General features: G+C 68.7%; 13 protein-coding genes and 1 tRNA gene. 10 read left to right on the top strand and 4 right to left on the bottom strand.

All coding sequences use genetic code 11. The features are described from left to right. Complete coding sequence (gene pgaA, locus ASE10_RS17760) at positions 1-1,932, bottom strand: poly-beta-1,6 N-acetyl-D-glucosamine export porin PgaA (RefSeq protein ID WP_055910383.1); 1,932 nt, start codon at positions 1,930-1,932, stop codon at positions 1-3. Between the two features lie 1,191 nt (positions 1,933-3,123). On the opposite strand from pgaA, the gene ASE10_RS17755 reads away from it, so the two are divergent. Further along, positions 3,124-3,822: a response regulator transcription factor gene (locus ASE10_RS17755; RefSeq protein WP_055910379.1), complete on the top strand. Its 699-nt coding sequence runs from the start codon at positions 3,124-3,126 to the stop codon at positions 3,820-3,822. 41 nt (positions 3,823-3,863) lie between these two features. Continuing rightward, on the top strand, positions 3,864-6,236 hold the full coding sequence (locus ASE10_RS17750; protein WP_162250484.1) for a two-component regulator propeller domain-containing protein: 2,373 nt from the start codon (positions 3,864-3,866) through the stop codon (positions 6,234-6,236). A gap of 50 nt (positions 6,237-6,286) precedes the next feature. Here the strand turns inward: ASE10_RS17750 and ASE10_RS17745 are convergent, their stop codons facing one another. Next, positions 6,287-7,678: an ATP-binding protein gene (locus tag ASE10_RS17745; RefSeq protein WP_055910373.1), complete on the bottom strand. Its 1,392-nt coding sequence runs from the start codon at positions 7,676-7,678 to the stop codon at positions 6,287-6,289. A gap of 774 nt (positions 7,679-8,452) precedes the next feature. Between ASE10_RS17745 and ASE10_RS20425 the strand changes: the two genes are divergently transcribed. From ASE10_RS20425 to ASE10_RS17700, 4 genes are all read left to right on the top strand, one after another. Next, positions 8,453-8,959, top strand: coding sequence for a hypothetical protein (locus ASE10_RS20425; protein ID WP_157481161.1), 507 nt, complete (start codon positions 8,453-8,455; stop codon positions 8,957-8,959). A 3,507-nt stretch (positions 8,960-12,466) separates the two neighbouring features. Continuing rightward, the coding region (locus ASE10_RS21210; RefSeq protein ID WP_235567578.1) for a YadA-like family protein at positions 12,467-17,638 on the top strand (5,172 nt) is incomplete at its 5' end. 170 nt (positions 17,639-17,808) lie between these two features. Next, entirely contained in the window at positions 17,809-18,642 is an 834-nt protein-coding gene (locus ASE10_RS17705; RefSeq protein ID WP_055910357.1) for an OmpA family protein, read from the top strand. A 55-nt stretch (positions 18,643-18,697) separates the two neighbouring features. After that, positions 18,698-19,177 (top strand): DUF4019 domain-containing protein, encoded by a 480-nt coding sequence (locus ASE10_RS17700; RefSeq protein WP_055910355.1) that lies wholly within the window; start codon positions 18,698-18,700, stop codon positions 19,175-19,177. 474 nt (positions 19,178-19,651) lie between these two features. Here the strand turns inward: ASE10_RS17700 and ASE10_RS17695 are convergent. Further along, positions 19,652-19,728: transfer RNA gene (locus ASE10_RS17695), tRNA-Pro, on the bottom strand. A 191-nt stretch (positions 19,729-19,919) separates the two neighbouring features. Between ASE10_RS17695 and hisS the strand changes: the two genes are divergently transcribed. The 3 genes from hisS (at position 19,920) to ASE10_RS17680 (ending at position 24,093) form a co-directional block, all read left to right on the top strand. Further along, the gene (hisS, locus tag ASE10_RS17690; protein WP_082559947.1) at positions 19,920-21,320 is read left to right on the top strand and encodes a histidine--tRNA ligase; all 1,401 of its coding nucleotides are present in this window, start codon (positions 19,920-19,922) and stop codon (positions 21,318-21,320) included. 300 nt (positions 21,321-21,620) lie between these two features. Then, on the top strand, positions 21,621-23,519 hold the full coding sequence (locus ASE10_RS17685) for an aromatic amino acid ammonia-lyase (protein WP_055910348.1): 1,899 nt from the start codon (positions 21,621-21,623) through the stop codon (positions 23,517-23,519). Positions 23,520-23,547: 28 nt separating this feature from the next. Beyond that, positions 23,548-24,093, top strand: a complete 546-nt coding sequence (locus ASE10_RS17680; protein ID WP_055910345.1) for a 2OG-Fe(II) oxygenase — start codon at positions 23,548-23,550, stop codon at positions 24,091-24,093. A 48-nt stretch (positions 24,094-24,141) separates the two neighbouring features. Here the strand turns inward: ASE10_RS17680 and ASE10_RS17675 are convergent, their stop codons facing one another. Then, positions 24,142-25,911: a diguanylate cyclase gene (locus ASE10_RS17675; protein WP_055910342.1), complete on the bottom strand. Its 1,770-nt coding sequence runs from the start codon at positions 25,909-25,911 to the stop codon at positions 24,142-24,144. A gap of 396 nt (positions 25,912-26,307) precedes the next feature. Here ASE10_RS17675 and ASE10_RS17670 point away from each other — a divergent pair, with 396 nt between their 5' ends. Then, positions 26,308-26,619 carry a YerC/YecD family TrpR-related protein gene (locus ASE10_RS17670; protein WP_055910338.1) on the top strand — a complete coding sequence of 104 codons (312 nt, stop codon included), beginning with the start codon at positions 26,308-26,310 and terminating at the stop codon, positions 26,617-26,619. Positions 26,620-26,649 lie beyond the last annotated feature (30 nt).

The raw sequence follows: 26,649 nt of genomic DNA, 5'->3' as shown, positions 1-26,649 counted from the left end.
TCATTCTCCCCAGCGGAATTCGGCGTCGAAGCCCAGGCGCTGTTCGCGCTGGCCGTCGTAGACCGGGCGCGACCAGTTCAGGCCGTAGCTCAGCACCCGCCCCGTGGCGAACTGCCACTCGTGTTCGTAACGCAGCGACGGCACCCAGGCCGTGCCGTAGTCCTGTTGCCAGTACGCGCCCGAAGACAGGGTCAGGCGCTGGCGGAAGTGGCGGTCGTAGCGGCGCCAGGTCAGGTGATCGAAGCGGACCCCGAACTCGACCGAGGCGTCGCGCGAAGGATTGAAGTAGGGCGCGTCGTCGCGGCTGCCGCGGCCGCTGCCGATGCTGGCCAGGCCGTCGATCAGCAGGTGCGGGCGGCTGAGCACGCGCTGGTCGAGCGCCAGGCTCAGCTGGTCGCGATCGTTGCCGTCGTCGTAGCGCCAGTGCTGCGCGGTGGCGGCCAGCGAGGTGCGTTCGCTGGGGTGGTAGTCGGCGCCGAACTCGTACAGGTCGGCGGTGATGCCGGAGGCGCGGGCCTGCAGCGAGGCCGCGGCGTCGTTGCGGCTGACGCGCGCGCGCAGCGCGAAGCGGTCGTCGATGCGCCAGCCGGCGTCGATGGCGACGGCGGTGCCGCCCAGATCGTCGCGGTCGCGGCCGACGCGGAGCTTGGCGTCGAAGCGATCGTAGGCATAGCTCAGGCCGAGCTCGTTGCGTTGCGCGACGCTGCGGCCGCCCTGGAGTTGCGCACCTTTGAAATCGGCCCAGCGCCGGCCGCTGCGCGCGAGCAGACGCCAGCGGTCGCCGATCAGCGGGGTCGCCGCTTCGACGCCGTACTCGCGGTCGCGGTTGCCCAAGGGCGAGGCGCCGCCGCCGTCGCGGTTGCGTCCGCCGGCGGCGTAGACGCGTGCCTGCCAGCCACGGCGCATGTCCCAGTTGCTGTCCATCGCGCGCACGTGCGGCTCGTTCGGGTAGCGCGCCAGCAGCTGGTCGTGGATCGGTCGCGCCTGCTCGTAGCGCTGCAGGCTGGACAGGGTTTCGACCTGGCCGATGCGCGCTTCGACGTTGCGTTCGTCCAGGGTGCTGGCAATCGAGAAACGTTCCAGCGCGCGCTCCTGCCAGCCGCGGAACCTGTAGATGGAGCCGAGCGTGGTCTGCAGGTCGGCGTTGTTGGGACCGATCGCGGCCAGCGGTTCGATCATGGCCTGGACGCCGGGCAGGTCTTCGCCGAAGGCGCGGGCCATGGCGTAGTCGGTTTCGGCGTCGTAGCGCTGCCAGTTCTCGAAGCCGCGGCGTGCGCCCGGCGCGCGCGGCCAGGGCGTGCGCGCTTCGACCAGCCCGCGCAGCAGCGGCAGGGCCAGGTCGTAGCGTTCGCGTTCCAACTGGGCGTAGCCGAGCTGGATCGGCAGGTCGGGGTCGTCGGGATCGGCCTGCATCGCACGTTCCAGTACCGGCGCGGCCTCGTCCGGACGGCGCAGCGCGAGCAGGGAATCGCCGACCGCGCCCAGGGCATAGCCCGGCACCGGACGGCCGCCGGCTTCCAGGCGCAGGTAGTCGTCGGCGACTTCCTGATGGCGGCCGAGGCGGTTGAGCACGATCAGGCGGTCGTAGGCCAGGCTGGCCGGTTCCGGCGTGCCGCTGCGCGCGAGTTGGGCGCGGTAGGCCTCGATCGCGGCCTCGGCGGCACGCGCTTCTTCCAGGCGAGTGGCTTCGTCGACCGCATAGAGCTTGCTCCAGACGATGCGCCGGGCCAGGCCGGCGGCGTCGAGGCTGGCGGCTTCTTCGGCGCCGAACACTTCGGGGCGGGCCAGGTACAGCTTGCGCGCGCGGTCGCGGGCGCCGATGTCGGCCAGGGTCAGCACGCGCAGGCGGTACAGGCGCGCGTCGGCGGGCTGCGTGGCGAGGTGCCGCTCGATCAGGGACAGCGCGCCCAGCCAGTCGCGGTCTGCGCGCAACTGTTCGATGCGGACGTAGGGAATCGCGGCCGCGGCCTGACTCGCAGCGGCAGCTACTGACGCGACGGGGAAAGTTCCACCGGCCAATGCCAAAGCCAGGGACAGCGAAAGTGGATGGAAAGCCTGCATGGATAGTCCGTATCCCGTGTGACCTAGCGGGGGCGAGCGGCCCCCGGGTAGTGGCTCAAAAAATGTGAGCTAAGTCACAGGTTGTAGATGCAAAGTCCGTGCCATTTGGCTCCTTGGACGCCGTTTTGTTCAGTTAGGACGGGCACTTACGCGCTTGAGGCGCCCTAGGCGGGCTTGAGCGGCCTGGGCCCCGGCCGGCGGGGTCGGCACGCGGGCAAAAAAAACCGGCGCGGGGCCGGTTTGGGGGACAGGAGCAGAACCTGTCGAAGCCTCGGCCGCGGCCACCGGTGCTGCCCGGCGGTGCGGCCTGTGTAGTTAGGGATGATCGGCGTGCCCGATCCGTTGCAAAGGCGTTCGGTCGCCGGCCGGGTGGTGCAGGGCGGTGGATTGCGGCCGACGGTTCCGCGGCGACAGCGGCCGGCAGGCGGAGCATTCCCAGTCCGAAGTCATCGGCGTCCCTTGCGGGCCATGACCGTGCGTATCGCGCCCAGCAACCCGACGCTCGCTTGAGCGCCCACGACGATATCCAGACTCACAACAAGGAGACGGGCAGGAGACCAACGACTAGCGCGTCGGTCGATCTTGCATCGCTACGAATGCGAAACGACAGACTCGGCAAAGTGAGCGCCGAGCGGCGCCAGCGTTCATGTCCTATCGCACGCCCGCGTGCTGCGACGATGCGCGCCTTGCAGAGCGCTTTCTTGCAATGGATGGATGAGCAACAACACGCGAACCTGCGCTCTCGATGCCCGCGTCCGACGCGTCATGCGAAGCATCCGTCGATCGCCGAACCCCAGCATCGAACTTCGGCAATAGGACGAAAGTCGTAGGGAGAATCACTCAAGCAACGGCTGCTATACGGCATCGGCGATCCGTCGCCAACATCGCGCGCTTGCGCGCACGCGGGATCGCTGTGACTTCGATCACGGAAGCAAATTCGCCGTCGTTGCGGCGAATAACGCCATGCTACTTTGATCGCGCGCGAAAACAGGGAGGGGACTCGCGTGGTTCCAGGGAGCTGGATATGGTTTGCGCAGGGGGAATGCGATGAGCGCTAGCTTGATGGAGGCCGTGCACCGGCTGCCCACGCTCGCGGTGGTGGAAGACGATCGGACATTCAGAGAAGAGATCCTGATGCCCGTGCTGAGCCACTCCGGATTCTCCGTCGTGGGTATGGGCGGGGCGCTGGAACTCTACCGTTCGATGACCCTTCGTTCCTACGATCTCGTGCTGCTCGACGTCGACCTGCCCGACGAGGACGGCTTCAGCATCGCAACGCATCTGCGCGGTCTGTCGCCGCGCGTCGGGATCGTGATGTTGACCGGATACGATTCCAACCAGGACCGGCTGCGCGGACTGCGCGCGGGCGCGGACGCCTATCTGCCCAAGCCGGTCGACATGGAAGAGGTCGTGACGACCTTGCGCAACCTGGCCCGATGGGTGGTTCCGGACGCGAACCCTGCACCGACGCATGCGAAGTGGCGCCTGGACGAACGAGGGTGGTGCATCCTGAGCCCGAGGGGCGCCCAGATCGAGATGAACCTGGCCGAGCGGCAAGTCATGGAGATTCTGGCCGAGGCGGCCGGGATGCCGGTGCAACGCGAGGCGCTGATCGCGCGTCTGGTCAAGAACGCCCACGACTTCGACCCGCATCGGTTGGAGATGCTGATCCACCGCCTGCGCAAGAAATGCCAGCAGCTGGCGGAAGAAGAACTTCCTCTGCGCGCCGTGCGCAGCGTCGGCTATGTATTGAACTGGTAGTCGATCGGGTCGGCATAAGGCTGACGGTGGGGAAGAACGGCGTGAGCAACATCGGGGTCTGGTTGCGGTTGATATGGCTGCGGTCGATGGCCTTGGCCGCAGGATTGCTCGTTATCTGCGGTCCCGCTTCGGCCTTGCCCGCAGGCGCGTTCGACTACCGGATGGGTTCGCGGGTTTTCACCAGCGACGACGGGCTTCCGCAGTCGGGCGCCAATACCGTGCTCCAGACCCGCGACGGTTATCTCTGGGTCGGCACGTTCGGCGGCCTGGCGCGTTTCGACGGCCTGGCGTTCACGATATTCCGCGGAAAGCCTGCGTTCGATACGTCCGTCTCGGAGGGCACGCCGCAAACGGGGCCGGCCAGCGATCGCGTCCTGACGCTGTATCAGGACGACAGGGATTGGCTCTGGGTCGGCACCCAGGATGCCGGGCTGAGCGTGCGCAGGCAGGGCATGTTCCATCATCTGCCGGTCTGCGGCGGCATCTGTCAGATCAACGACATCCTGCAGACCCCCGACCGCAGCTTATGGATAGCCACCAGCGTAGGGGTGCTGAATCTGGATCCCGTGCATGGGCGCGAGACCTGGATCGGTCGTGGAAGCATCGGTTACAGCCGTCTGGCGCGCGACAGCCAGGGCCGCATCTACGTGGCCGGAAACGAAGATTTCTTCGTCCTCGTCGATCGGCAGTTGCGACGCATCCCGTTGCCCGACGGCGAGCGGCGGGTACCGTTGCTGAAAGCCAGCGGCAGCGGCCTGCTGGTCGGCACGGAGCGCGCGCTCTATCGCTACGATCCCGCGCACGGGCAATGGCAGCCGCTGGGCGTGGCCGGTCCCAAGGCCGCCGCGACGGACGCGGACGGCCGATGGTGGGTCGCTACGGTATCCGGACATCTGTTTCGGGAGACCGACTCGGGACAATGGCGCGACGTGCCCGAACTGTTCGGCCTGGGCATCACCGACTTGGCCTGGGACAACGAAGGCAATCTGTGGATAGGCACCGGCAGCAAGGGCTTGTCGCGCGTGCGCAAGCCGCTGTTCGGGCTGGTGTCGACACTGGGATGGGGCATGAACATGGCCGGCCGCGCGGTGATCGGCGACGGCCGCGGCGGGCTGTGGCTGGGATCGGCTTGCGCAGGGCTGTGGCATCGGACGCCCGACGGCAACATGCGGCGCCATCCGATCCAGTCGGGCCAGGGCAACGGCTGCGTGGCCAGCTTGGCCCTGGATCGCGAGGGCACGCTCTGGGTCGGAACGGCAGAGGGGCGGTTGGTACGCGTGGTCCACGGCAAGGCCAAAGCGGTCGGGGCCTGGTCGATCGGCAACCCGATCAATGTCTGGCTGCGCGGCGACCGGCGTTTTCTCGTCAGCTCCGAGCGCTCCATGTTCGATGTCCGGACCGACGGCGAGGGGCGCATCGTCGGGCAGCAGCGCATCGCCGCGCTCGAGGGCATGAACGTCAACAACATCGTTCCTGCCGCGCGCGGGGGCGACTGGTTCGTCGGCGACCGCGGCGTGTGGCGAGTGGTCGATAACCGGGTCGTCGAGCGATGGACGCCTCGGGAGGGATTGTCCTCCCGTTTTGCGCGTGCCCTGTACGAAGACAAAGAGACCGCCACGCTCTGGGTGGGGCTCTACGGTGGCGGCCTGAACCGCATCCGCAACGGCCGGGTGTCCCGCTACGACAGCCGCAACGGCCTGTTCGACGATGCGGTGTCGTGCATCCTGAGCGACGGGCGCGGACGTTTGTGGCTGGGCGGCAATCGTGGCATCACCCTGTTGCCGGCGCCACGGCAAGCCGCAACCGAGATCGAATCCATCGGCTACGCGGCCAGCGATGGCCTGATCCCCTCCGAAATCAACGGCGGGTACTCGACTGCCTGCCATCGCGATACGCAGGGCATGCTCTGGTTTTCCCTGGTCGAGGGCTTCGCCGTACTCGATCCCGCGGATTTCCCCGACGTCCAGCCCGCGCGGCTCAGGCCACGCATCGAAGGGGTCGCGGTTTCCGGGCGCATGCAGAAGATCGTCGGATCGTCGCTGGCCCTGGAGCCGTTCGCGCGCAGCGTCGAAATCCACTACACCGCCGTCAATCTGAGCCGGCCCCGGGAAACCAATTTCCGCTTCCGTCTGCGCGGTTTCGACCCCGATTGGGTGGATGCGGGGCAGAACCGCAGCATTCTCTACCCTTCGATTCCATGGGGAGAGCATGTATTCGAAGTCCAGGCCCGCACCCAAGGCGGGCAATGGTCGCCGCTTTCGGCCCGCCTGAAGATCCTCAATCCGCAGCCCTGGTATCTGCGGACCTGGATCCTGATCCTGGCGACAGCGTTGAGCCTGTTGGCCTTGGTCGGCGGAACCCAATTCGGCGCGAGCCAGATAGGTTTGGGGCGCGGGGAAACTCCGGACAAGTAATGGCGCGTTCGAGATCGCGTTCGAAATAGCGTTCGGGGAAGCCGACGCAATTACCGATCGGCCGCTCCGCGAGCGGCAGGCGACGGACGTTGGTGACCGGCCTCGACCGCAGGCGCCCGCTGAAGCGCCAGGCCGGCATCGCCCCCGTCGCCCACTTCGTCGCCGCGTTGCGACAGCGGCAACCGGATGCGAATGCGGGTGCCTCCCCCGGGGCTGCTATCGGCGGTTATTTCGCCGCCATGCTCGAGCACGAAGCGGTGCACGGTCGCCATGCCGATGCCAGTTCCTTTGTCCTTGGGCTTGGTCGTGAAGAACGGTTCGAACATGCGCGCGAGTACCTCCGGTGTCATTCCGGTCCCGGTGTCCTCCATGCGCAGGGCGGCGTGAGTCCCTTCGGCTTCGACGGACAATAGGAAGCGGCCGCCCTGCGGCATGGCATCGCAGGCGTTGCTGGCGATGTTGAGCAGCGCGAGGACCAATTCGTCGCGGTCCGCCTCGATCCGCAGGCCGGAGACGGACGTGTCCAGGGTCGCCTGGATCCCGCGATGGAACATCGGCAGGATCAACGGCCGCACTTCGTCGATCGCTTCGGCGAGGTCGAACACCGAGACCTGCCTGATATGCGGGCGGCTGAAGCTGAGCAGGCGCCGGGTGAGCGTGGCGCCACGCCGTGCCGCCTGGCGGATCCCCGGAAGGATGGCGTCGGCGGAGTCGCCGCGCATGTTCACCGAGGTCGCATGCCCCAGGATGACGCTGAGGATGGCGTTGAAGTCGTGGGCGATGCCGGTCGAAAGCCGGCCTATGGTTTCCATCTTCTGGGTTTGCAGCAGGCGCTCGTAGGCACGCTCCTTTTCTTGCACCTGGCGCTCGAGTTCCTGGCAGGCCGCATCCAGTTCCTCGCTGCGCTTGATCGCCTGCTGCGTCGACAGGATCAGGCGGTCGAGGATGGTCGCCAGGACCAGGAAATTCATGCCGGCCAGCAGCAGGTTGGCCAAGGCCTCCGAGACCTGGTTGGAGCCCGTCGCCAGCCGCAGGTCGGTGTGCGTGCCCAAGGCCAGCACGGCCGCGTAGGCCACGGCGGTCCACCAGACGGCGGTCCGCCCCAGCAGCAGGCCCGAGAACAGCAGCGGCAGCAGGTGAGTGATCTGCAGGCCGGACTGCGCGCGCAAGCCATACGCCTGATAGCTCATGCCCATCAGGATCAGGCCGCCGATGACGGTGAGACTGGCCGACAGCCGGTACAGCCCGTTGCGCAGCAGGCAAAGGCAGGACCATGCGTAGGCGCCGATGACCAGCGTCAGCCAGTTCTCGGTGATCCCCGTCATGTCCTCCGCCGCCGCGCATGAGCCGATGGTTGCGAGCAGCGCTGTCGCGATGGCGACGACCAGCAGCGCCTGCAGGGTCAGCGCGTTGCGCTTGTCGTGGGTCGAGCGGGTGGGCACACGCCTGATCCAGGCGAGGAGGCGATGCCGAAAAGAGGGCTGCGATACGCGGAGGGTCATCGGTGGCATGGGCGCAGGGGAGGGCAGTCGATGGCCGGGGAGCGGTTGGACCACCCCATGCACCGCTCGCGCGCTCGACGGAGCGGGCGCGACTGGTTGCGGTCCCCTGTCCGAATGACCACCGGTGGCCAGGGTAGCAGCGTGGTTCGGCCATGCAATGCGAAGTTGGCAGTGCCAGCGGAAAACCGTAATGGCGGTCACTCTTTGCGCAGCCGGTATCGCCGGACGTCGCTCGAATCCTTTTCGATTTCTCACTGCTGGTGAGCGTGAGGAAGCCTCGTCCGTATGCGCCGCATGGCATTGGCGGTGCTTGGGCCGGGAGCCGTCGTCGCGATGCCGAACCTAGTTCGGCCACGATCGATGCACCGAATGAGCGCGGCGCCGGCGGCATTCGCGAGCTGCAGGTCGCGGCAGGCGATTCGATGGGCCGACCCATCGGAATGTTCGCGTGCATGGACGCTGCGAACGACGCAAGACGGCTCCCATCCGCGATCGATCTCACCGAGCGGATGTCGACCCCATGGGCAGGTGCGCTGGGTCGACGCGACGATCGCCCCATGCCGCGAACGCAACGCGCGACGACAAGAATTTTTCGTGAGCAAGCGTGCGTGTAATCGCTGTTTTCAATCGCTAACGTTCGTCACGCAAGACCAGTAGCGCAGCTCCGGACAGCGGAGACAGCGCGCTTCGGACCGCCATCAGGATGGGCAGTGCATGAAGCGGACAATCGACGAGCGTAGCGGCGGTGCGACAGCATGGATCAGGCCTGTCGGCGCATGCCAAGACCTGTTGCGATACGCGGCGTCGCTGCTGCGGTCGGCGTTTTGGACGCCGCTGGTGTTCGCGTTCAAGGCTCTCGATAGACCTGCTGCCTACTCGCCGCGGCCGGTCCGCGCGACTTTTGCCGACGCCGCAGCCGACAGAGTCGGCATGCGCTCCATCGAAGAGCGCGCCTTCCAGGACGGTGGCCCGCGCCACCGCACGCTTGCCGATCCCGCCACCGCCTCGCGTCCCGACGCGCGCAAGCGCGGGCGGACAACGGACGGCGGCGCCGCGTCGAAGCCGCAGATCGAACGAGAGAGGGAACGCGGCATGGACCGCTATGGGCGGTGGAGCCGAGACGGAACCTGGCCACCGTACTCCGGTGTGCGATCTCGACCTCCCGCCGCCGACCGCAGACCCGATCGCTTCGCTTCGCAGACCGCCGCACTGGCTCGATAACTGGGAAAACACTGATGAACAAGATCTATAGCGTGGTATGGAGCCCTTCCCTCAATCAGCTGGTGGTCGTTTCCGAGTTGGCCTCGCCGCGCGGCAAGGCATCCGGCGGAAAGACGGCTTCGCGCCCGGCGGGCACGGTGCGCGCGGGCGTACTGACCGCGCTGATGGCCATCGGGTGGATCGGATGGACGCCATCGGCGCAGGCGCAGGCGGTGAACTGCGATACCGCGCCCTGGGACGAGTACAACGGCACCGCCTCGTGCATGGGCCTGAACGCCGTAGCTTCGGGCATCGGCGCGACCGCGCTGGGCTCTCTCGCGCGCGTCGATGTCCTGGGCGGGCTTGCGGTCGGCTACAACTCCCGTAGCGCCGCGCAGAATTCCATTTCCTTGGGGTTCCAGGCTTACTCGGCCGGCGTCAACTCCATCTATTTGGGTGCCCGTACCGGCCCGACGACTGGCGCGTTGGCCAACAGCACCGTTGCCATTGGACAGGACGTGACCGCGAGCGGAACCAGTGCCGTTGCCATCGGCACTCTATCCGTCTCAAGCGCCAATCTGGCCGTCGCCATAGGGTCGGGCACGCGCGCGACCAACATCAACACTATCGCGCTCGGTGCCGACGCGCTGGCCACCGGCGCCGGCGCCAGCGCCTTGGGCACCTTCTCCAACGCCACGGGAGGGAACGCCACGGCAGTCGGTGTCAGCTCCTTGGCCAGCGGCAATACCTCGTTCGCCGGAGGCTGGGCGTCCGTTGCCAGCGGAGCCAATACCGTCGCGATAGGAAGCCAGGCAACGGCCAACATCGCCGCGGCCACCGCTGTCGGCAACAGCGCTCAGGCGCTAGGCAATAGTTCGCTTGCGCTCGGAGCGCAGGCTGTCGCCGTTGGCGGCAGTACGGTGGCCGTCGGTCAGGGCGCCGGCGCCGGATCGACCACCGGCAACGCCAGTTCCGTTGCGGTGGGCATTGCGGCTGGCACGCTCGTCAGCGGTGGCCAGAACAACGCAGTCGGCGGCGGCATCGCAAGCGTCTTGAGAGGCGCCGGCTCCGGCGTTACGGGTGCGCGCAATGTCGCCTTCGGCACAGGCGACGGCAGCGTCACCTATGACGGCACTCTGAGCGCTTCCGCGGGCAACCTGGTCACCGGTAGCGACAATATCGCCATCGGTACAAACGCAGGTATCGGCGTCGGGGCCAACGCAACGACGTCGATCGGCCTGAACGCGAATGCGAGCGTGGGCAATGCGATCGCCATCGGTTCGCGGTCGAGCGCCTCCGCACTGGATGCCATCGGGCAAGGCAGCAGCGCCAACGCAAGCGGCCGCAACGCCATCGCCATCGGCTTCCAGTCGGTCGCGAGCCATATCAATTCCATCAATCTGGGTGCGCGCACGCTTGTGGGAGGGGGCGCCACTGCGGCGGGCGCTATCGCCATCGGTACGGATGTGATGGCATCGCAGGATCGCGCGGTCGCAGTGGGCATCGCAAGCCGGGCAACCGGCCTGGATGCGCTGGCGGCCGGTACTCGGGCCAATGCGGCTGCCGACAACGCGACGGCGCTCGGCTCGGGCGGTAACAGCGCAGCAACGGCCGTGCGCGCTACCGGCATCGGTTCGGTCGCCATCGGCGGCAATGCCACCCTCGGTGCCCTTGCATCGGGCGCCAATGCCATCGCCATCGGCGGTGAATCCGTCGCCGATGCCGATGAGGCGGTCGCCATCGGTCGCGGCTCCACCGCCACCGGCGGCCGCGCGGTCGCGATCGGCGCGGGCAACTTCGCCAGCGGCAATGGCGCGGTGGCTATCGGCGATCCGAATACCGCGACCGGCAACGGCGCGGTCGCGCAAGGCCTGGACAACACCGCCACCGGTAACGGTTCGGTGGCGATGGGCAATACCAATATGGTCGGCGGCGGCGGCCAGGCGGTGGGCGTGGCCGGCACGGCGGCGCAGGGCGCGGTCGGCATCGGCTATCAGAACACCGTGGTCGGCCAGGGCAGCGTCGCGCTGGGCAGCACCAGCAGCGCGCTGGCGGCGGGCGCGGTCGCGCTGGGCGATACGGCCGTGGCCAACAACGCCCGCGATGTGGCGCTGGGCTCGGGCTCGGTCACGGCAACCGCCGTGGCGACCTCCAGCACNGCGCTGGGCAGCACCAGCAGCGCGCTGGCGGCGGGCGCGGTCGCGCTGGGCGATACGGCCGTGGCCAACAACGCCCGCGATGTGGCGCTGGGCTCGGGCTCGGTCACGACGACGGCGGTCGGTACGGCCAGCACGACCATCGGCGGTACGACTTACAACTTCGCCGGCATCGCACCGACCAGCACGGTCAGCGTGGGCAATCTGGGCACCGAGCGCACCATCACCAACGTCGCGGCCGGCCGGATTTCCGGCAGCTCGACCGATGCGATCAACGGCTCGCAGCTGTTCGCCACCAACCAGGCGATCGCGGCCATCGCGGCCAGCACGCCCGTTCACTACTTCAGCGTGAACGATGGCGGCGCGCCGCAGGCGAACTATCTCAACGACGGTGCGACGGCACCTTTCGCCATAGCGATCGGGCGCAATGCCACCGCGACAGGGTCCTATGGGACCGCGGTCGGCGAAGGCGCGAGAGCCATCGGCGATTGGGCGACCGCTTACGGCAACGGCGCCAATGCGAGCACCACTACGGCCATTGCTGTCGGCGCAGGCACCAACGCCACCGCCACGTTCGCATTGGGAACGGGCTATCAGGCCAATGCGGGTGGCGTGGCATCCACGGCCATGGGCCTGCACGCCAACGCTGCCGGTGAGAGCGGTATCGCGATAGGCACGGACGCCGGGTCCTCGGGAACCTACGCCATCGCAATCGGCCGCAATTCCAGCGCGACCGGGTCTTACGGAACCGCGGTCGGCGAAGGCGCGAGAGCCATCGGCGATTGGGCGACGGCCTACGGCAACGGTGCGAATGCGGGCACCACCACGGCCACCGCCATCGGCGGGGGCACGAACGCCACCGCCACGTTCTCATTCGGCGCGGGTTACCAGGCCACTGCAGGCGGGATAGCGTCTACGGCCGTGGGCCTGCACGCCATTGCAACGGGTCAGAACAGTATCGCGGTAGGCACGGACGCCAACGCGAACTCCGCCGACGCAGTGGCCATCGGCACGGCTTCCACCGCCACCGGCGGCCGCGCGGTCGCGATCGGCGCGGGCAACTTCGCCAGCGGCAATGGCGCCGTGGCCATCGGCGATCCCAACACTGCCACCGGCAACGGCGCGGTCGCGCAGGGCCTGGACAACACCGCCACCGGCAACGGTTCGGTGGCGATGGGCAATACCAATATGGTCGGCGGCGGAGGTCAGGCCGTGGGCGTGGCCGGCACGGCGGCGCAGGGCGCGGTCGGCATCGGCTATCAGAACACCGTGATCGGCCAGGGCAGCGTCGCGCTGGGCAGCACCAGCAGCGCGCTGGCGGCGGGCGCGGTCGCGCTGGGCGATACGGCCGTGGCCAACAACGCCCGCGATNATCGGCCAGGGCAGCGTCGCGCTGGGCAGCACCAGCAGCGCGCTGGCGGCGGGCGCGGTCGCGCTGGGCGATACGGCCGTGGCCAACAACGCCCGCGATGTGGCGCTGGGCTCGGGTTCGGTCACGGCAACCGCCGTGGCGACCTCCAGCACCACCATCGACGGCGTGACCTACAACTTCGCCGGCACCACGCCGACCAGCACGGTCAGCGTGGGCAACCTGGGCTCGGAACGCACCATCACCAACGTCGCGGCCGGCCGGATCTCCGGCAGCTCGACCGATGCGATCAACGGTTCGCAGCTGTTCGCCACGAACCAGTCGATCGAGAACCTCAGCAACGTCGTCGAAGCCGGCGCGACCCATTACTACAGCGTCAACGACAACGGCGTGCAGGGCGGCAACTACGCCAACGACGGTGCGACCGGTCTGAATGCGCTGGCGGCCGGCGTGAACGCAACGGCGGCTGGGGACGGCGGCGTGGCCATCGGTTTCGGCGCGACCGCGGCGAATGCCGGCGGCGTCGCTCTGGGTTCGGGCTCGGCGACGGCCGCTGCGGTGGCGACGTCCAGCACGACCATCGACGGGGTGACCTACAACTTCGCTGGCACTACGCCGAACAGCACGGTCAGCGTGGGCACCGTCGGCGGCGAACGCACCATCACCAACGTCGCGGCCGGCCGGATTTCGGGCAGCTCGACGGATGCGATCAACGGCTCGCAGCTGTTCGCCACGAACCAGGCCATCGAAGCGGTGGCCACCACCGCCAATGCGGGTTGGAACATCAGCGACGGCACCAACACCGGCAACATCGCTCCGGATGAAACGCTAACGGTGACGGCCGGCAGCAACGCGACAGTGAACTACAACGATGGCACCGGCACGCTGACCGTGGGCGTAGTGGCCGACCCGAGCTTCAACTCGGTCACCGTCGGCGATACCGTCATCAACGACGGCAGCATCAGCTTCATCAGCGGCGGTCCCAGCATCACCAACATCGGCATCGATGCCGGCAATACCACCATCACCAATGTGGCTCCGGCGGTCAATGGCGGCGACGCGGTCAATCTGGACCAGGTGACCAATCTGGTGGACGGGGTAGCGACGCATTACTACAGCGTCAACGACAACGGCGTGCAGGGCGGCAACTACGCCAACGACGGCGCCACCGGTCTGAATGCGCTGGCGGCGGGCGTCAACGCGACGGCGGCCGGGGACGGCGGCGTGGCCATCGGCTCCGGCGCGACCGCGGCCGATGCCGGCGGCGTCGCCCTGGGTTCGGGCTCGGCGACGGCTGCTGCGGTGGCGACGTCCAGCACCACCATCGACGGCGTGACCTACAACTTCGCCGGCACCACGCCGACCAGCACAGTCAGTGTGGGCACCGTCGGCGGCGAACGCACCATCACCAACGTCGCGGCCGGCCGGATCTCCGGAAGCTCGACAGACGCGATCAACGGCTCGCAGCTGTTCGCGACCAACCAGTCGATCGAGAACCTGAGCAATGTGGTCGAAGCCGGCGCGACGCACTACTACAGCGTCAACGACAACGGCGTGCAGGGCGGCAACTACGCCAACGACGGCGCCACCGGTCTGAATGCGCTGGCGGCCGGCGTCAACGCGACGGCGGCCGGGGACGGCGGCGTGGCCATCGGTTTCGGCGCGACCGCGGCGAATGCCGGCGGCGTCGCCCTGGGTTCGGGCTCGGCGACGGCCGCTGCGGTGGCGACGTCCAGCACGACCATCGACGGGGTGACCTACAACTTCGCCGGCACCACACCGAACAGCACGGTCAGCGTGGGCAACCTGGGCTCGGAACGCACCATCACCAACGTCGCGGCCGGCCGGATCTCCGGCAGTTCGACGGATGCGATCAACGGCTCGCAGCTGTTCGCGACCAACCAGTCGATCGAGAACCTCAGCAACGAGGTCGAAGCCGGCGCGACGCACTACTACAGCGTCAACGACAACGGCGTGCAGGGTGGCAACTACGCCAACGACGGTGCGACCGGTCTGAATGCGCTGGCGGCCGGCGTGAATGCCAGCGCCAGCGGCAACCTGTCGGTGGCGGTCGGATTCAATTCCTCCGCCGCCGATCAGGGCGCGGTGGCGGTGGGCGTTAACTCCGATGCGGCCGCGGGCTGGACGACCGCGGTCGGCGACACGGCGACCGCGAGCGGGCAGTTCGCGACGGCCGTGGGCAACAACGCCCAGGCTGGCGATCAGTTCTCGAGCGCATTCGGCACGAACGCGAACGCCTCGGGACGCGCGGCCACCGCCATCGGTCCCAACGCCGGCGCCTCCGGCGTCAGCGCCGTCGCCGTGGGCGACACTTCGCAGGCGTCGGGAGCCTCGTCGGCCGCGTTCGGCGGCGGCGCCAACGCCAGCGCCTTGGGCGCGCTGGCATTGGGGCCGGCCTCGGCGGCCAGCGGGCGCAGCGCCGTCGCGCTGGGCGACAGTTCCGCCGCCAGCGGCCAATACGCCAGTGCCCTGGGTGCGGGCTCGATCGCCAGCGCTCCTCAGGGCGTCGCCTTGGGTTCGTTCTCGGTGGCCAATACGGCGGCCGGCGCGGCGGGCTACGACCCGGTCACCGGCCTGCCTTCCACCGATACCAGCAGCACCTGGGTCAGCCGCCTGGGCGCGGTGAGCGTGGGCAGCAGCGGTCAGACCCGCCAGATCACCAACGTGGCGGCGGGCTCCACCGATACCGACGCGGTCAACGTCGCTCAGTTGCGCGCGCTGTCGCAGGAAGTGACGGCGGGGCAGACGCACTACTACAGCGTCAACGACGGCGGCGTGCAGGGCGGCAACTACGCCAACGACGGCGCCACCGGTCTGAATTCTCTGGCGGCGGGCGTGAACGCAACGGCGGGCGGTGCCGGCTCCGTGGCCATCGGTTCCGGCGCGACGGCGGCCGATGCCAACAGCGTGGCGCTGGGCGCGGGCTCGGCGACGACGGCTGCCGTCGGAACCGCCAATACCACGATCGACGGCGTGACCTACAACTTCGCCGGCACCACGCCGACCGGCACGGTGAGCGTGGGCAGCCTGGGCGCCGAACGCACCATCACCAACGTCGCGGCGGGCCGGATCTCGGGCAGCTCGACGGATGCGATCAACGGCTCGCAGCTGTTCGCGACCAATCAGTCGATCGAGAACCTCAGCAACGTGGTCGAAGCCGGCGCGACGCATTACTACAGCGTCAACGACGGCGGCGTGCAGGGCGGCAACTACGCCAACGACGGCGCCACCGGCCTCAACTCGCTGGCCGCAGGCGTGAACGCGGCGGCCGGCGGTGCCGGCTCCGTGGCCATCGGCTTCGGCGCGACGGCGGCGGACGCCAACAGCGTGGCGCTGGGTTCGAACGCCTCGACGGCGGTCGCGGTGGGTACCTCCAGCGTCGTCATCGCCGGCACCAGCTACAACTTCGCCGGCACCACGCCGATCGGTACCGTCAGCGTGGGCAGTCTCGGCGCCGAGCGCACCATCACCAACGTCGCGGCCGGCCGGATTTCCGGCAGCTCGACCGATGCGATCAACGGCTCGCAGCTGTTCGCCACGAACCAGTCGATCGAGAACCTCAGCAACGAGGTCGATGCCAGCGCGACGCATTACTACAGCGTCAACGACGGCGGCGTGCAGGGCGGCAACCATGCCAACGACGGCGCCACCGGCTTGAACGCGCTGGCAGCGGGCGTGAACGCGGCGGCGGGCGGAGACAGCGCCGTGGCCATCGGCTTCAACGCGACGGCGACCGACGCCAACAGCGTGGCGCTGGGATCGAACGCGTCGACGGCGGCGGCGGTGGGGACGGCGGGCGTGGTCATCGGCGGAACCAGCTACAGCTTCGCCGGCACCGCGCCGGTCGGCACCGTGAGCGTGGGCAGCCTGGGCGCCGAGCGCACCATCACCAACGTCGCGGCCGGTCGCATCTCGGGCACCAGCACGGATGCGATCAACGGCTCGCAGCTGTATGCGACCAACCAGGCGATCGCCAACCTGAGCAACGTGGTCAATGCGTCCACGGCGCACTACTACAGCGTCAACGACGGCGGCACGCACGGCGGCAACTACAACAACGACGGCGCCAGCGGCGTGAATTCGGTGGCGGCCGGCGTCAACGCCTCGGCCAGCGGCCAGGGCGGCGTCGCGGTGGGCGTCAACAGCAACGCGGCCGGCACCGGTTCGGTGGCGGTGGGCTCGGGTTCGCAATCCACGGTGGCGGGCGGCGTCGCCTTGGGCGCGAATTCGGTCTCCAACACGGCCGCCGGTGTCGCCGGCTACGTGCCTCCGGGGGCGACCGCCGGCCAGACCGCGGCCATTGCGGCCACCACCAGCACCGCCGGTGCGGTCAGCGTCGGCGACGCCAGCAACGGCCTGTACCGCCAGATCACCGGCGTGGCCGCCGGCACCGCGCCCAGCGATGCCGTCAACGTCGCCCAGCTGCAGGCGGTGCAGAACCACGTCAACGCCACCGCGACCCACTACTACAGCGTCAACGACGGCGGCGTGCAGGGCGGCAACTACGCCAACAACGGCGCCACCGGCAACAACGCCATGGCCGGCGGCGTCAATTCCAGCGCCAGCGGCAACAACAGCGTCGCGATCGGCGCGAACACCAGCGCCACGGCGAACAACTCCGCGGCCCTGGGTGCCGGTTCGACGGCCACCCACGTCAACAGCGTCGCCGTCGGCAACGGCTCGGCCACCACCGTCGGCGCGCAGAGCAACTACAACGCCGCCTACGTGGGCAACAGCACCTCGACCGGCGAGATGAACATCGGCGGCCGCACGATCACCGGCGTGGCGCCGGGCATCGCCGGCACCGACGCGGTCAACGTCAACCAGTTGAGCTCGGGCGTGAACTACGCGATCAACCAGGCCAACCAGTACACCGACGCCCGCCTGGCCCAGCTGGACAACGATGTGTGGACGATGGAACGCGGTTACCGCGGCGCGACATCCTCGGCGATGGCCATGGCCGGCCTGCCGCAGGCCTACCTGCCGGGCAAGAGCATGTTGGCGGTGGGCTTCGGCGGCTACCAGGGCGAGTACGGCATGGCCCTGGGCCTGTCGGGCATCACCGACAACGGCCGCTTCGTCTACAAGGCCCAGGCCAGCGGCAACACCACTCGCGATTGGGGCTTCTCGGTGGGCGCCGGAATTCAATGGTAGTTGCCGAAGCGGCAGGCCGGCGCAAGCGCCCACCCCGGCATGGCCTGCCGCTTCCTTTTACCAAGCGGATACCGGCCAGCGGCGGCGGACATCTCGGGTTGGCAGCCGTCGCCAGGGGCATCCGACCGACCACCGAAGTCATGAGACGACATACAAGAGGCGATACAGGCATGGTCATCACGAACAACTCGACGCGAATCGCACGGTTCGCACTATGCGCCCTCATCGCGACCGCCACGCTGACGGCGTGCACGCGCCATGTCAGCCGCGATATCGCGCCGGACGGCCGGGCGGGCGAGGTCGTCTTTCCGTCCGTCGACCGGATCGTGCTGAAGGAAGGCACCTTCCCGAATGTGGACAACCTGCGCCAGATCGGCGCCGGCGTCACCAAGGATCAGCTGTACTACCTGATCGGCAGGCCGCATTTCCGTGAAGGCTACGCCGCCCGCGAGTGGGACTACCTGTTTCATTTCCGCCAGGACGACACCGTCGTCACCTGTCAGTACAAGGTGCTCTTCGACCAGGACTACCACGGCCAGAGTTTCCATTGGTCGCCGGCCGGATGCGCGGACCTGTTGAAGACGCAGGCTCCGGCCGTTGCGGCGGCCGCGCCCGCGGCCGGGCCGAAGCGTTTCGAACTGTCCGCCGATGCGATGTTCGCGTTCGCGCGCTCCGGGCCGCAGGACATCCTGCCGCAAGGCCGCGCGGAACTGGCGTCCATCGCCAGCCAGCTCAAGGGCTCGAAAGCGACGATCGTCCAGGTGATCGGCCATACCGACCGGATCGGCGACGAGGCCGCCAACCAGGTCCTGTCGCAGGCGCGCGCGCAGACCGTGCGCGAACTGCTGATCGAGAACGGCGTGGCGGCGGACAGCCTGAAGGCACAAGGGGTAGGGGAGTCGGAGCCGGTGAAGGAGTGCTCCGATTCGCTGCCGAAAGACGAACTGGTGGCCTGCCTGCAACCCAACCGCCGCGTCGAGGTGGTGGTGTGGGGGCTTCAATAACACCGCGGCGCTGCTCTTGGTGCACGCGGCATAGAACTTCGATCGAGGTATTCGGATGAACAAGCTAATTTCTGCAATCGGTGTCGTCCTGCTGCTGACCACGGGCGTGGTGGCGGCGCAACAGCCGCAGGCCGCCCGCCCGGGCGCGTCTCAGGCCGCGGCCCGTGCGACCCCGGGGGCGGTCGATCCCAATGCGATACGCGATGCGGCCCTGCGCGTGGCCAGCTCGGTGGACGCGGGCCAGGCGGCGAAGCTGTGGGACGAGGCCTCGGTGGTCACCAAGAAGTCGTTGACCCGCGATGCGTTCGTCGCCGGCATCACCAAGTCGCGCCAGCCGCTGGGCAAAACCCCCAGCCGCAGCTGGCTGTCGGTGCGCCGCCAGTCCGGCGACGGCAGCGCCTTGCCGCCGGGCCTGTATGCCTCGACCGAGTTCCTGGCCGAATTCGCCGGCAAGCCGCCGGTGCGCGAACTGGTGTCGTTCCGGTTGGACGAAGACGGCATCTGGCGCTTTGCCGGATACGCCGTGCAGCCGTAACGACAGGAAGGGATTTGCCTGGTGGGGTCCGGGGTCGCCTCCGTGGGGGGACGCCCGGACCCGGCTGCGGTGCGTGCGGCTGAGCCGCCGCTCCCGCAAGGCTCGGGCTTCGTGGTCCGGGCTGCCTGCTCCAGACGGCGCGGTCCGGCCGGCGGCGTGATCCGCGAGCGCCCGATCTTCATTCCGCGCCCATCGCGCGTGCCTTCTATTTAATAGTCGACGGAGTGGGCGACGGCTCTTTGCCGAGGGCCCTGGCCGCCGCATGGGCGGCTGGGCGCTACGTCAGGGTCAACGCTTCCTGAAGCGCTCGACCCGGCTCATGGAAGGCTGATGGCTGCCAGGCCAGGGCCTGAGCGCGACGCGGATCCGGCGCCAGCGGGCGGCAGGGCAGGCTCCTCGCCGGACCCCGCCAACAAAGCTGCGCCCACAAAAAAGCCCGGAAACGTGAGTTTCCAGGCTTTTCCGGTTTCAGATTGGTCGGGGAGACAGGATTCGAACCTGCGACCTCTACGTCCCGAACGTAGCGCTCTACCAGACTGAGCTACACCCCGACAGCTGAGCCGACAATTCTAGCGACACCCCAGGGGCCGAGGCAAGGGGTTGGAGCCAATCGATTTCGCGAGCCCGCGTTCACGGCATTCCGGGTGCGGGTGCGCCGTACGGTCGGAACGTTAAACTACGGCTCTTGCGCCGACGGCGCGCGCCTCGCGCCGTCCGCCGCGTCTTACCTCCGGAGTCCCGCTTGATCAAGCCACGCACCCCGCCCGGCGTCATGGAGCTGCTGCCGCCCGACCAGATCGCCTTTCAGCGCATGCTCGACACGATCCGCCGCAACTTCGAGCGCTTCGGCTTCCTGCCGGTGGAAACGCCGGTGATGGAGCTGTCGGAGGTGCTGCTGACCAAGTCCGGCGGCGAGACCGAGCGCCAGGTGTATTTCGTCCAGTCCACCGGCAACTTGAACAAGGCCGCCGAGGGCGGCGGCGAAGGCGTGCCCGAGCTGGCGCTGCGCTTCGATCTGACCGTGCCGCTGGCGCGCTACGTGGCCGAGCACGAGCACGAGCTGGCGTTCCCGTTCCGCCGCTACCAGATGCAGCGCGTCTACCGCGGCGAGCGCCAGCAGCGCGGCCGCTTCCGCGAGTTCTACCAGTGCGACATCGACGTGATCGGCAAGGACTCGCTGAGCGTGCGCCACGACGCCGAGATGCCGGCCGCGATCCACGCCGTGTTCTCCGAGCTCGACATCGGCAAGTTCACCATCCAGCTCAACAACCGCAAGCTGCTGCGCGGCTTCTTCGAGGCCCAGGGCGTGGCCGACGGCGAGCTGCAGGCGCGGGTGCTGCGCGAGGTCGACAAGCTCGACAAGCGCGGCGAGGACTACGTGCGCGAGACCCTGACCGGTCCCGAATTCGGCCTGAGCGCGCAGGGCACCGCGACCATCCTCGACTTCGTCAAGATCCGTTCGACCTCGCACGCCGACGCGATGACGCATCTGGACGCGCTGGGCGAGGGCAACGAGTCGCTGCGCGTGGGCGTGGCCGAACTGCGCGAGGTGCTGGAACTGGTGCGCGCGCTGGGCGTGCCCGAAGCCAACTACGCGCTGAACTTCTCGATCGCGCGCGGCCTGGACTACTACACCGGCACCGTCTACGAGACCACCCTGGACGACTACCCGCAGATCGGTTCGATCTGCTCCGGCGGCCGTTACGAAGACCTGGCCAGCCACTACACCAAGTCGCGCCTGCCCGGCGTGGGCATCTCGATCGGCCTGACCCGCTTGTTCTGGCAGCTGCGCGAGGCCGGCCTGGTCGACACCGCCGCCAGCACCGTGCAGGTGCTGGTCACGCAGATGGACGGGGCGCACATGCCGCACTGCCTGGCGGTGGCCAACGAGCTGCGCCACGGCGGTCTCAACACCGAAGTGGTGATGGAGCCGTCCAAGCTCGCCAAGCAGTTCAAATACGCCGACCGCGCCGGCATCCGCTTCGTGGTGGTGCTGGGCGAGAACGAGATCGCCAAGGGCACCGCGACGGTCAAGGACCTGCGCCGCGAAGACCAGTTCGAGGTGGCGCGCGGCGATCTGGCGCGCACCCTGCGGGTCGAACTGGAGCAGGCGCGGGTCATGCCGCGGACCGTCTCCGAATGAGTTGCAGCGGCGCGGATGGCATCGGGGTTGCGGATCGCGCAGCTCCGACGGCGTTGTGCGCCGATGAATCGCGGTGCCGGGCGCGCGGGTTCGCGTCCGGATTCCGCTCCACGGTTCGCTGCGCGCCGGATCGGAATCCGGCGCCGTGGCGGGCTGAATCATCCCGCGGCGCGCATCCGCCGTCGCGGTTCACCATGTGTCATTGACGCACCGACTCCCGAGTACGCTCGGTCGGGCTGAGCCGTTCGCGGCGAAGGCCCGCCGTTCAGATGATCGCCAGGGTGCGAGGCGAGGTTGCAAATGAACAAGATCCAACTCGATGGCCGTTCGCTGACGCGGGCGCAGCTGGTTGCGGTGGCTTATGGCGCGCAGGTCGAACTGGCCGCGGCGCAACTCCCGGCGGTGCAACGCGCGGCCGACTTCCTGGCCGAACAGGTGCGCCGCGAAGAACCGATCTACGGTGTTTCCACCGGTTTCGGCAGCAACGCCGACCGCCTGCTCGGCGCGCACCACCTGCGCGACCAACTGCCGGGCGCGCAGCCCTCGGGCGAGACCCTGCACGAGGAACTGCAACGCAATCTGATCGTCACCCATGCGGTCTGCGTCGGCGAGGCGTTCGCTCCCGAGATCGTGCGCGCGATGCTGTGCATCCGCATCAACACCCTGATGCGCGGCCACTCCGGCATCCGCGTGCAGACCCTGCAGGCGCTGGCGGCGATGCTCAACGCCGGGATCGTGCCGGTGGTGCCGCAGTTGGGTTCGGTCGGCGCCAGCGGCGATCTGGCGCCGCTGTCGCATCTGGCCATCGTGCTGCTGGGCGGCGGCGAAGCCTTCTACGAGGGCGAGCGCATGCCCGGCGGCCAGGCGCTGCAGCGCGCCGGCCTGAAGCCGGTGACGCTGTCGTACAAGGAAGGCCTGGCGCTCAACAACGGCACCGCGCAGATGCTCGCCTGCGGCGTGCTCGCGCTGGAGAAGCTCGAGGACCTGGCCGACACCGCCGACCTCGCCGCGGCCATGACCATCGACGCCTTCGCCGGCCGCCTGGGCGCGTTCGCCGAGGAAGTGCACGCGCTGCGTCCGCATCCGGGCCAGGTCGAAGTCGCCGCGCACCTGCGCCGGCTGCTCGAAGGTTCGACCCTGTCGGACATTCCCTATCACCTGGTGCCGCGCTTCCGCGCCTGGCAGCCGCACAGCTGGAGCACGCCGGAATCGCAGGCGCTGCGCTTCGACATCGGCTGGGATTGGGTGCCGTTCGGCCAGCGCCACGGCCGCGAGAAGTTCTACCTGCGTTTCCGTCCGTTCCGCGGCGGCAAGAAGCACCAGCCGCAGGACAGCTATTCGCTGCGCTGCATCCCGCAGGTGCACGGCGCGGTGCGCGACGCGCTGGCCCAGGCCGCGCGCGTGCTCGAGGTCGAGCTCAACTCGCTCACCGACAATCCGATCGTGTTCCCGGACGCGCAGGCCGAGCACGTCGAGCAGCAGGTGATTTCGGCCGGCCACTTCCATGGCATGCCGCTGGCGCTGGCGATGAGCTACGTCAAGGCCGCGATCCCGGTGCTGGCGAGCATTTCCGAGCGTCGCCTCAACAAGCTGGTCGATCCGGCCACCAACGACGGCCTGCCGGCGTTCCTGATCGGCAACGAGGATTCGACCGAGTCCGGCCACATGATCGTGCAGTACACCGCCGCGGCGATCGTCAACGACCTGGCCAGCCGCGCGCATCCGGCTTCGGTGTATTCGATCCCGACCAGCGCCAACGCCGAGGACCACGTCTCGATGGGCGCCAACGAGGCCCGCCACGTGCTGGCCATGGCCGACGACCTGGGCAAGGTGCTGGCGCTGGAGCTGTACACCGCCGCGCAAGCGCTGGATCTACGTCGCGACATGATCAACGCCGCACGCGATCTGGCCGATCGCGCGGACGCGCTCGGGCTGGCCGCCAAGGTCGCCGGCGGTCCCGCCGCGGGCGAGGGCGACCACGCCGGCTTCCTGGCCGAGGTCGAAGGCCTGCGCGCCGAGCTCGCGGCCGCCGACGAGTTCCGTCCCGGCCGTGCGGTCGCGGCTGCGCACGCCGCGATCCGCGAACGCATCGCCTTCCTGCCGCGCGATCGCGCCCTGGACGGCGAAGTGGCGACCGCGCTGCGCATGGTGTCCGACGGCAGCGTGCTCGCGGCCGCGCGTGCGGTCGTGCGCGAATGAACCAGGCGGTCGGGTCTGCGGGATCGGCATGCAGCTGATCGCGCATTCGGAGCGTGCGTTCACCGTCGGCGGCCTGTTCGGCGCCGACGAGTGCGCGCAGTTGATCGCATTGGCCGAAGAGCACGGTTTCGAGGCCGCAGGCGTGCGCACCACGGCCGGTCAGCAGGCGATGCCGCACGTGCGCAACAACGAGCGCGTGGTGTTCGAGTCGCCGGACTGGGTCGGCTTGCTGTGGCGGCGCCTGTCCGGCGTCGCGTTGCCGGCGCTGGACGGTCAGGTCGCGCGGGGATTGCCGAAATCCCTGCGCTTCTACAAATACGGTCCTGGCCAGCGCTTCCGCATGCACAAGGACGGCCCCTGGACCGAGGACGGCTTGAGCAGCAAGCTGACCCTGCTGGTTTATCTCAATGAAGGCTTCGTCGGCGGCGATACCGACTTCCGCGATTTCCGCATCGCGCCGGCGACCGGCGAGGCCCTGCTGTTCGTGCACGACACCTGGCACGAAGGCGCGGCGGTCGAGCAGGGCGTCAAGTACGTGCTGCGTTCCGACGTGCTCTACGGGCGTCCGGGCTGAGCGCACGCGGCCGGTCGCCGCGCGGCTGATCGACCCGCAGCTGATCGGCTAGCCGCGGCGGTCGCCGGTCTCCGGCATCGAGGTGCGCACGCAGTCGCGGCCGTCGGCCTTGGCCTGGTACAGGGCCTGGTCGGCGTCCTGCAGGGCCGGGTCGATCGCGTTGTCGCTATCGCTGTCGTTGTCGGCTTCGCGCTGGATCGCGTGCACGCCGATGCTGGCGGTGATGGTGATCGCGTGCTCGCCGCTGCGGCAGGGCTGCTCGCGCAGGTGCTGGCGCACGTCCTCGGCGACCCGCGAGGCCGCCTGCAGGTCCAGGCCGGGCAGGGCGACGATGAACTCCTCGCCGCCGAAGCGCGCCAGCAGCGCGCGATGCGGCTGCAGCGCATGGCCGAGCGTGCGCGCGGCCCAACACAGGCATTCGTCGCCGACCAGATGGCCGTAACGGTCGTTGATCTGCTTGAAGTGGTCCAGGTCGATCATCAGCAGCGACAGCGGCCGCCCGCTCTGCTGCGATTTCTCCAGCAGGTCCTGGAACACGTTGCGGAAGTGGGTGCGGTTGTGCAGGCCGGTCAGGCCGTCGCGCTGGCTGCTCTCGCGCAGCCGCTCGTGCGCGTCTTCCAGTTGCGCCAGCGCGCTGCGCAGTTCGACCGTGCGCTGCTCGACCTTGTGCTCGAGCTGGGTCTTGGCCTCGTGCACGATGCGTTCGTTCTCGCTGCGCAGCGAGGCGTAGCGATAACCCAGGGCCACCGACAGCAGCAGCATCTCCAGGGCCGAGCCGATCTGCACCCCGTACTCGGTGATGAATACCTTGGGCAGCAGGCCGAAGGCGATCGCGGTGAACATGCCGGTGCCGAACAGGAACATCGACCAGGCCAGCAGGAACAACTGCGCCGGCTTGTAGCCGCTGCGCAGCACCACCAGGGTCGCGACCGCGATCCAGGCGATGCTGAAGAACACCGCCGCCGAGGCGATCGGGGTGGCGACGTTGTAGGGCAGGCGGGTCGCGGCCACGCCGAGCAGGACGAAGAAGCCGATCATCGCCAGACCGACCCGGTCGCCCAGTCGCCAGCGCTGCTTGAGACTGAGGAAGGTGCGGGCGAACTGCTGCATGCCGACCTGGGCCAGGCAGATCGACAGCGGCACCGATTTGTCGGCCAGCCAGGTCGAGCGCGGCCACAGGTATTCGAAGCCCAGGCCGTTGAGGGTCAGCAGCACCAGGCCGAAGGCCGAGATATGCAGCAGGTACCAGAAATAGCTGGCGTCGCGCAGGCTCAGCCACAGCACCAGGTTGTAGATGAACAAGGCCAGCAGGATGCCGTAGTACAGGCCGATGCCGAACTGCGCGTCGCGCGAGACCTCGGTGAACGCGGTCGGCGTGAATAACGTCAGCGGCACCTGCATCGAACTCTGGCTCTGCACCCGCACGTACAGATCCGCGGGCTGGCCCGCAGGCAGGTTCAACCAGAAATTCGGGTGCCGGTAGCGGATGCTGCGCGAGGAGAACGGCAGGCTGTCGCCGCCGGCGAGATGCTCGACGCGGCCGTCGGCATGGCGGGTGTAGACGTCGATGCGATCGCTGAGCGCGTACTGCTGCACCAGCAGCCAGCGCCGCTCGTCGCGGTCGCGGTTGAGCAGGCGCACATGGAACCAGTAGGCGCCGGGCTGGAAGCCGAATGCGGCGTTGCCGTTGGGCAGCGGAGCGTAGCGGCCGTCGCGCAGGGCCTGCTCGGCGCCGGCCAGGCTCTGGCGGCCGTCGACGTCGTGGTAATAGGCGATGTACGGTTCCAGCGGAACGCCGCTATGGGTGGCGTCCAGCACCAGCGTCGAGTTTCCGGTTGCGGCCCACGACGCAGCGGCGAGGCAGAGCCCGAACGCGAGCAGCCAAAGCTGTAGGCCTCTCCAACCACGCCCCATGCGCACCCTCTCTCCATTGTCCGGCCGGCGGCAGGTCTCGGCGGCGCGGGCTCGGAGGCAGTCTACGCTCCGGCACCGCCCTAGTTTGCGGCTGGCGCGGCCACAGGCGTAGCGCCAGCGACCGCCGATCGGCCTGTCTTAGTGTGATGAACGGCGGCTTTCGCCGATGCCGGCCGCCCGCGGGGCGGGGCCGTGGCCGGCTTGACGGGCGGTTGGCGGATCGTTTAATGTATTAACGCATTAGTACATTATCGATCGCGAACCCGAAGCAGACCCGAGCTGGACCCGAAGCGAACCCCCATGAAGCGCCGCGCCATAGACATCGACGACAGCGAAGACCCGATCGCCAGCCTGGCGGGCGCGCTGGTGGGGCTGCGCAATCCGGAGCAGATGCGGGCCTTCCTCGAAGACCTGTGCACGCCGGCCGAGCTCGAGGCCATGACCGACCGCTGGCGCGTGGTGCCGTTGCTGCGCGACGGCGTGCCCTACCGCGAAATCCACGACCGCACCGGCGTCAGCGTGACCACGATCGGGCGTGTCGCACGGACCCTGGAGCGCGGTGCCGGCGGCTACGCCGCGGCGCTCCATCGACGCCCCACGCGCGTCCGCTGAACCGTTCCGCCGGGCCTGTGCGCCCTTCGC

Source organism: Lysobacter sp. Root76 (assembly GCF_001428685.1).
Taxonomy (GTDB): Bacteria; Pseudomonadota; Gammaproteobacteria; order Xanthomonadales; family Xanthomonadaceae; genus Lysobacter.
This window is presented reverse-complemented; position numbering and strand designations above follow the sequence as displayed.

What these genes read in the sequence shown, in the direction of transcription:
- ASE10_RS17755 (WP_055910379.1), top strand. Translation starts at nt 3,124, where the DNA reads ATGGAGGCCGTGCACCGGCTGCCCACGCTCGCGGTGGTGGAAGACGAT.
- ASE10_RS20425 (WP_157481161.1), top strand. Translation starts at nt 8,453, where the DNA reads ATGAAGCGGACAATCGACGAGCGTAGCGGCGGTGCGACAGCATGGATC.
- ASE10_RS17705 (WP_055910357.1), top strand. Translation starts at nt 17,809, where the DNA reads ATGGTCATCACGAACAACTCGACGCGAATCGCACGGTTCGCACTATGC.
- ASE10_RS17700 (WP_055910355.1), top strand. Translation starts at nt 18,698, where the DNA reads ATGAACAAGCTAATTTCTGCAATCGGTGTCGTCCTGCTGCTGACCACG.
- ASE10_RS17685 (WP_055910348.1), top strand. Translation starts at nt 21,621, where the DNA reads ATGAACAAGATCCAACTCGATGGCCGTTCGCTGACGCGGGCGCAGCTG.
- ASE10_RS17680 (WP_055910345.1), top strand. Translation starts at nt 23,548, where the DNA reads ATGCAGCTGATCGCGCATTCGGAGCGTGCGTTCACCGTCGGCGGCCTG.
- ASE10_RS17670 (WP_055910338.1), top strand. Translation starts at nt 26,308, where the DNA reads ATGAAGCGCCGCGCCATAGACATCGACGACAGCGAAGACCCGATCGCC.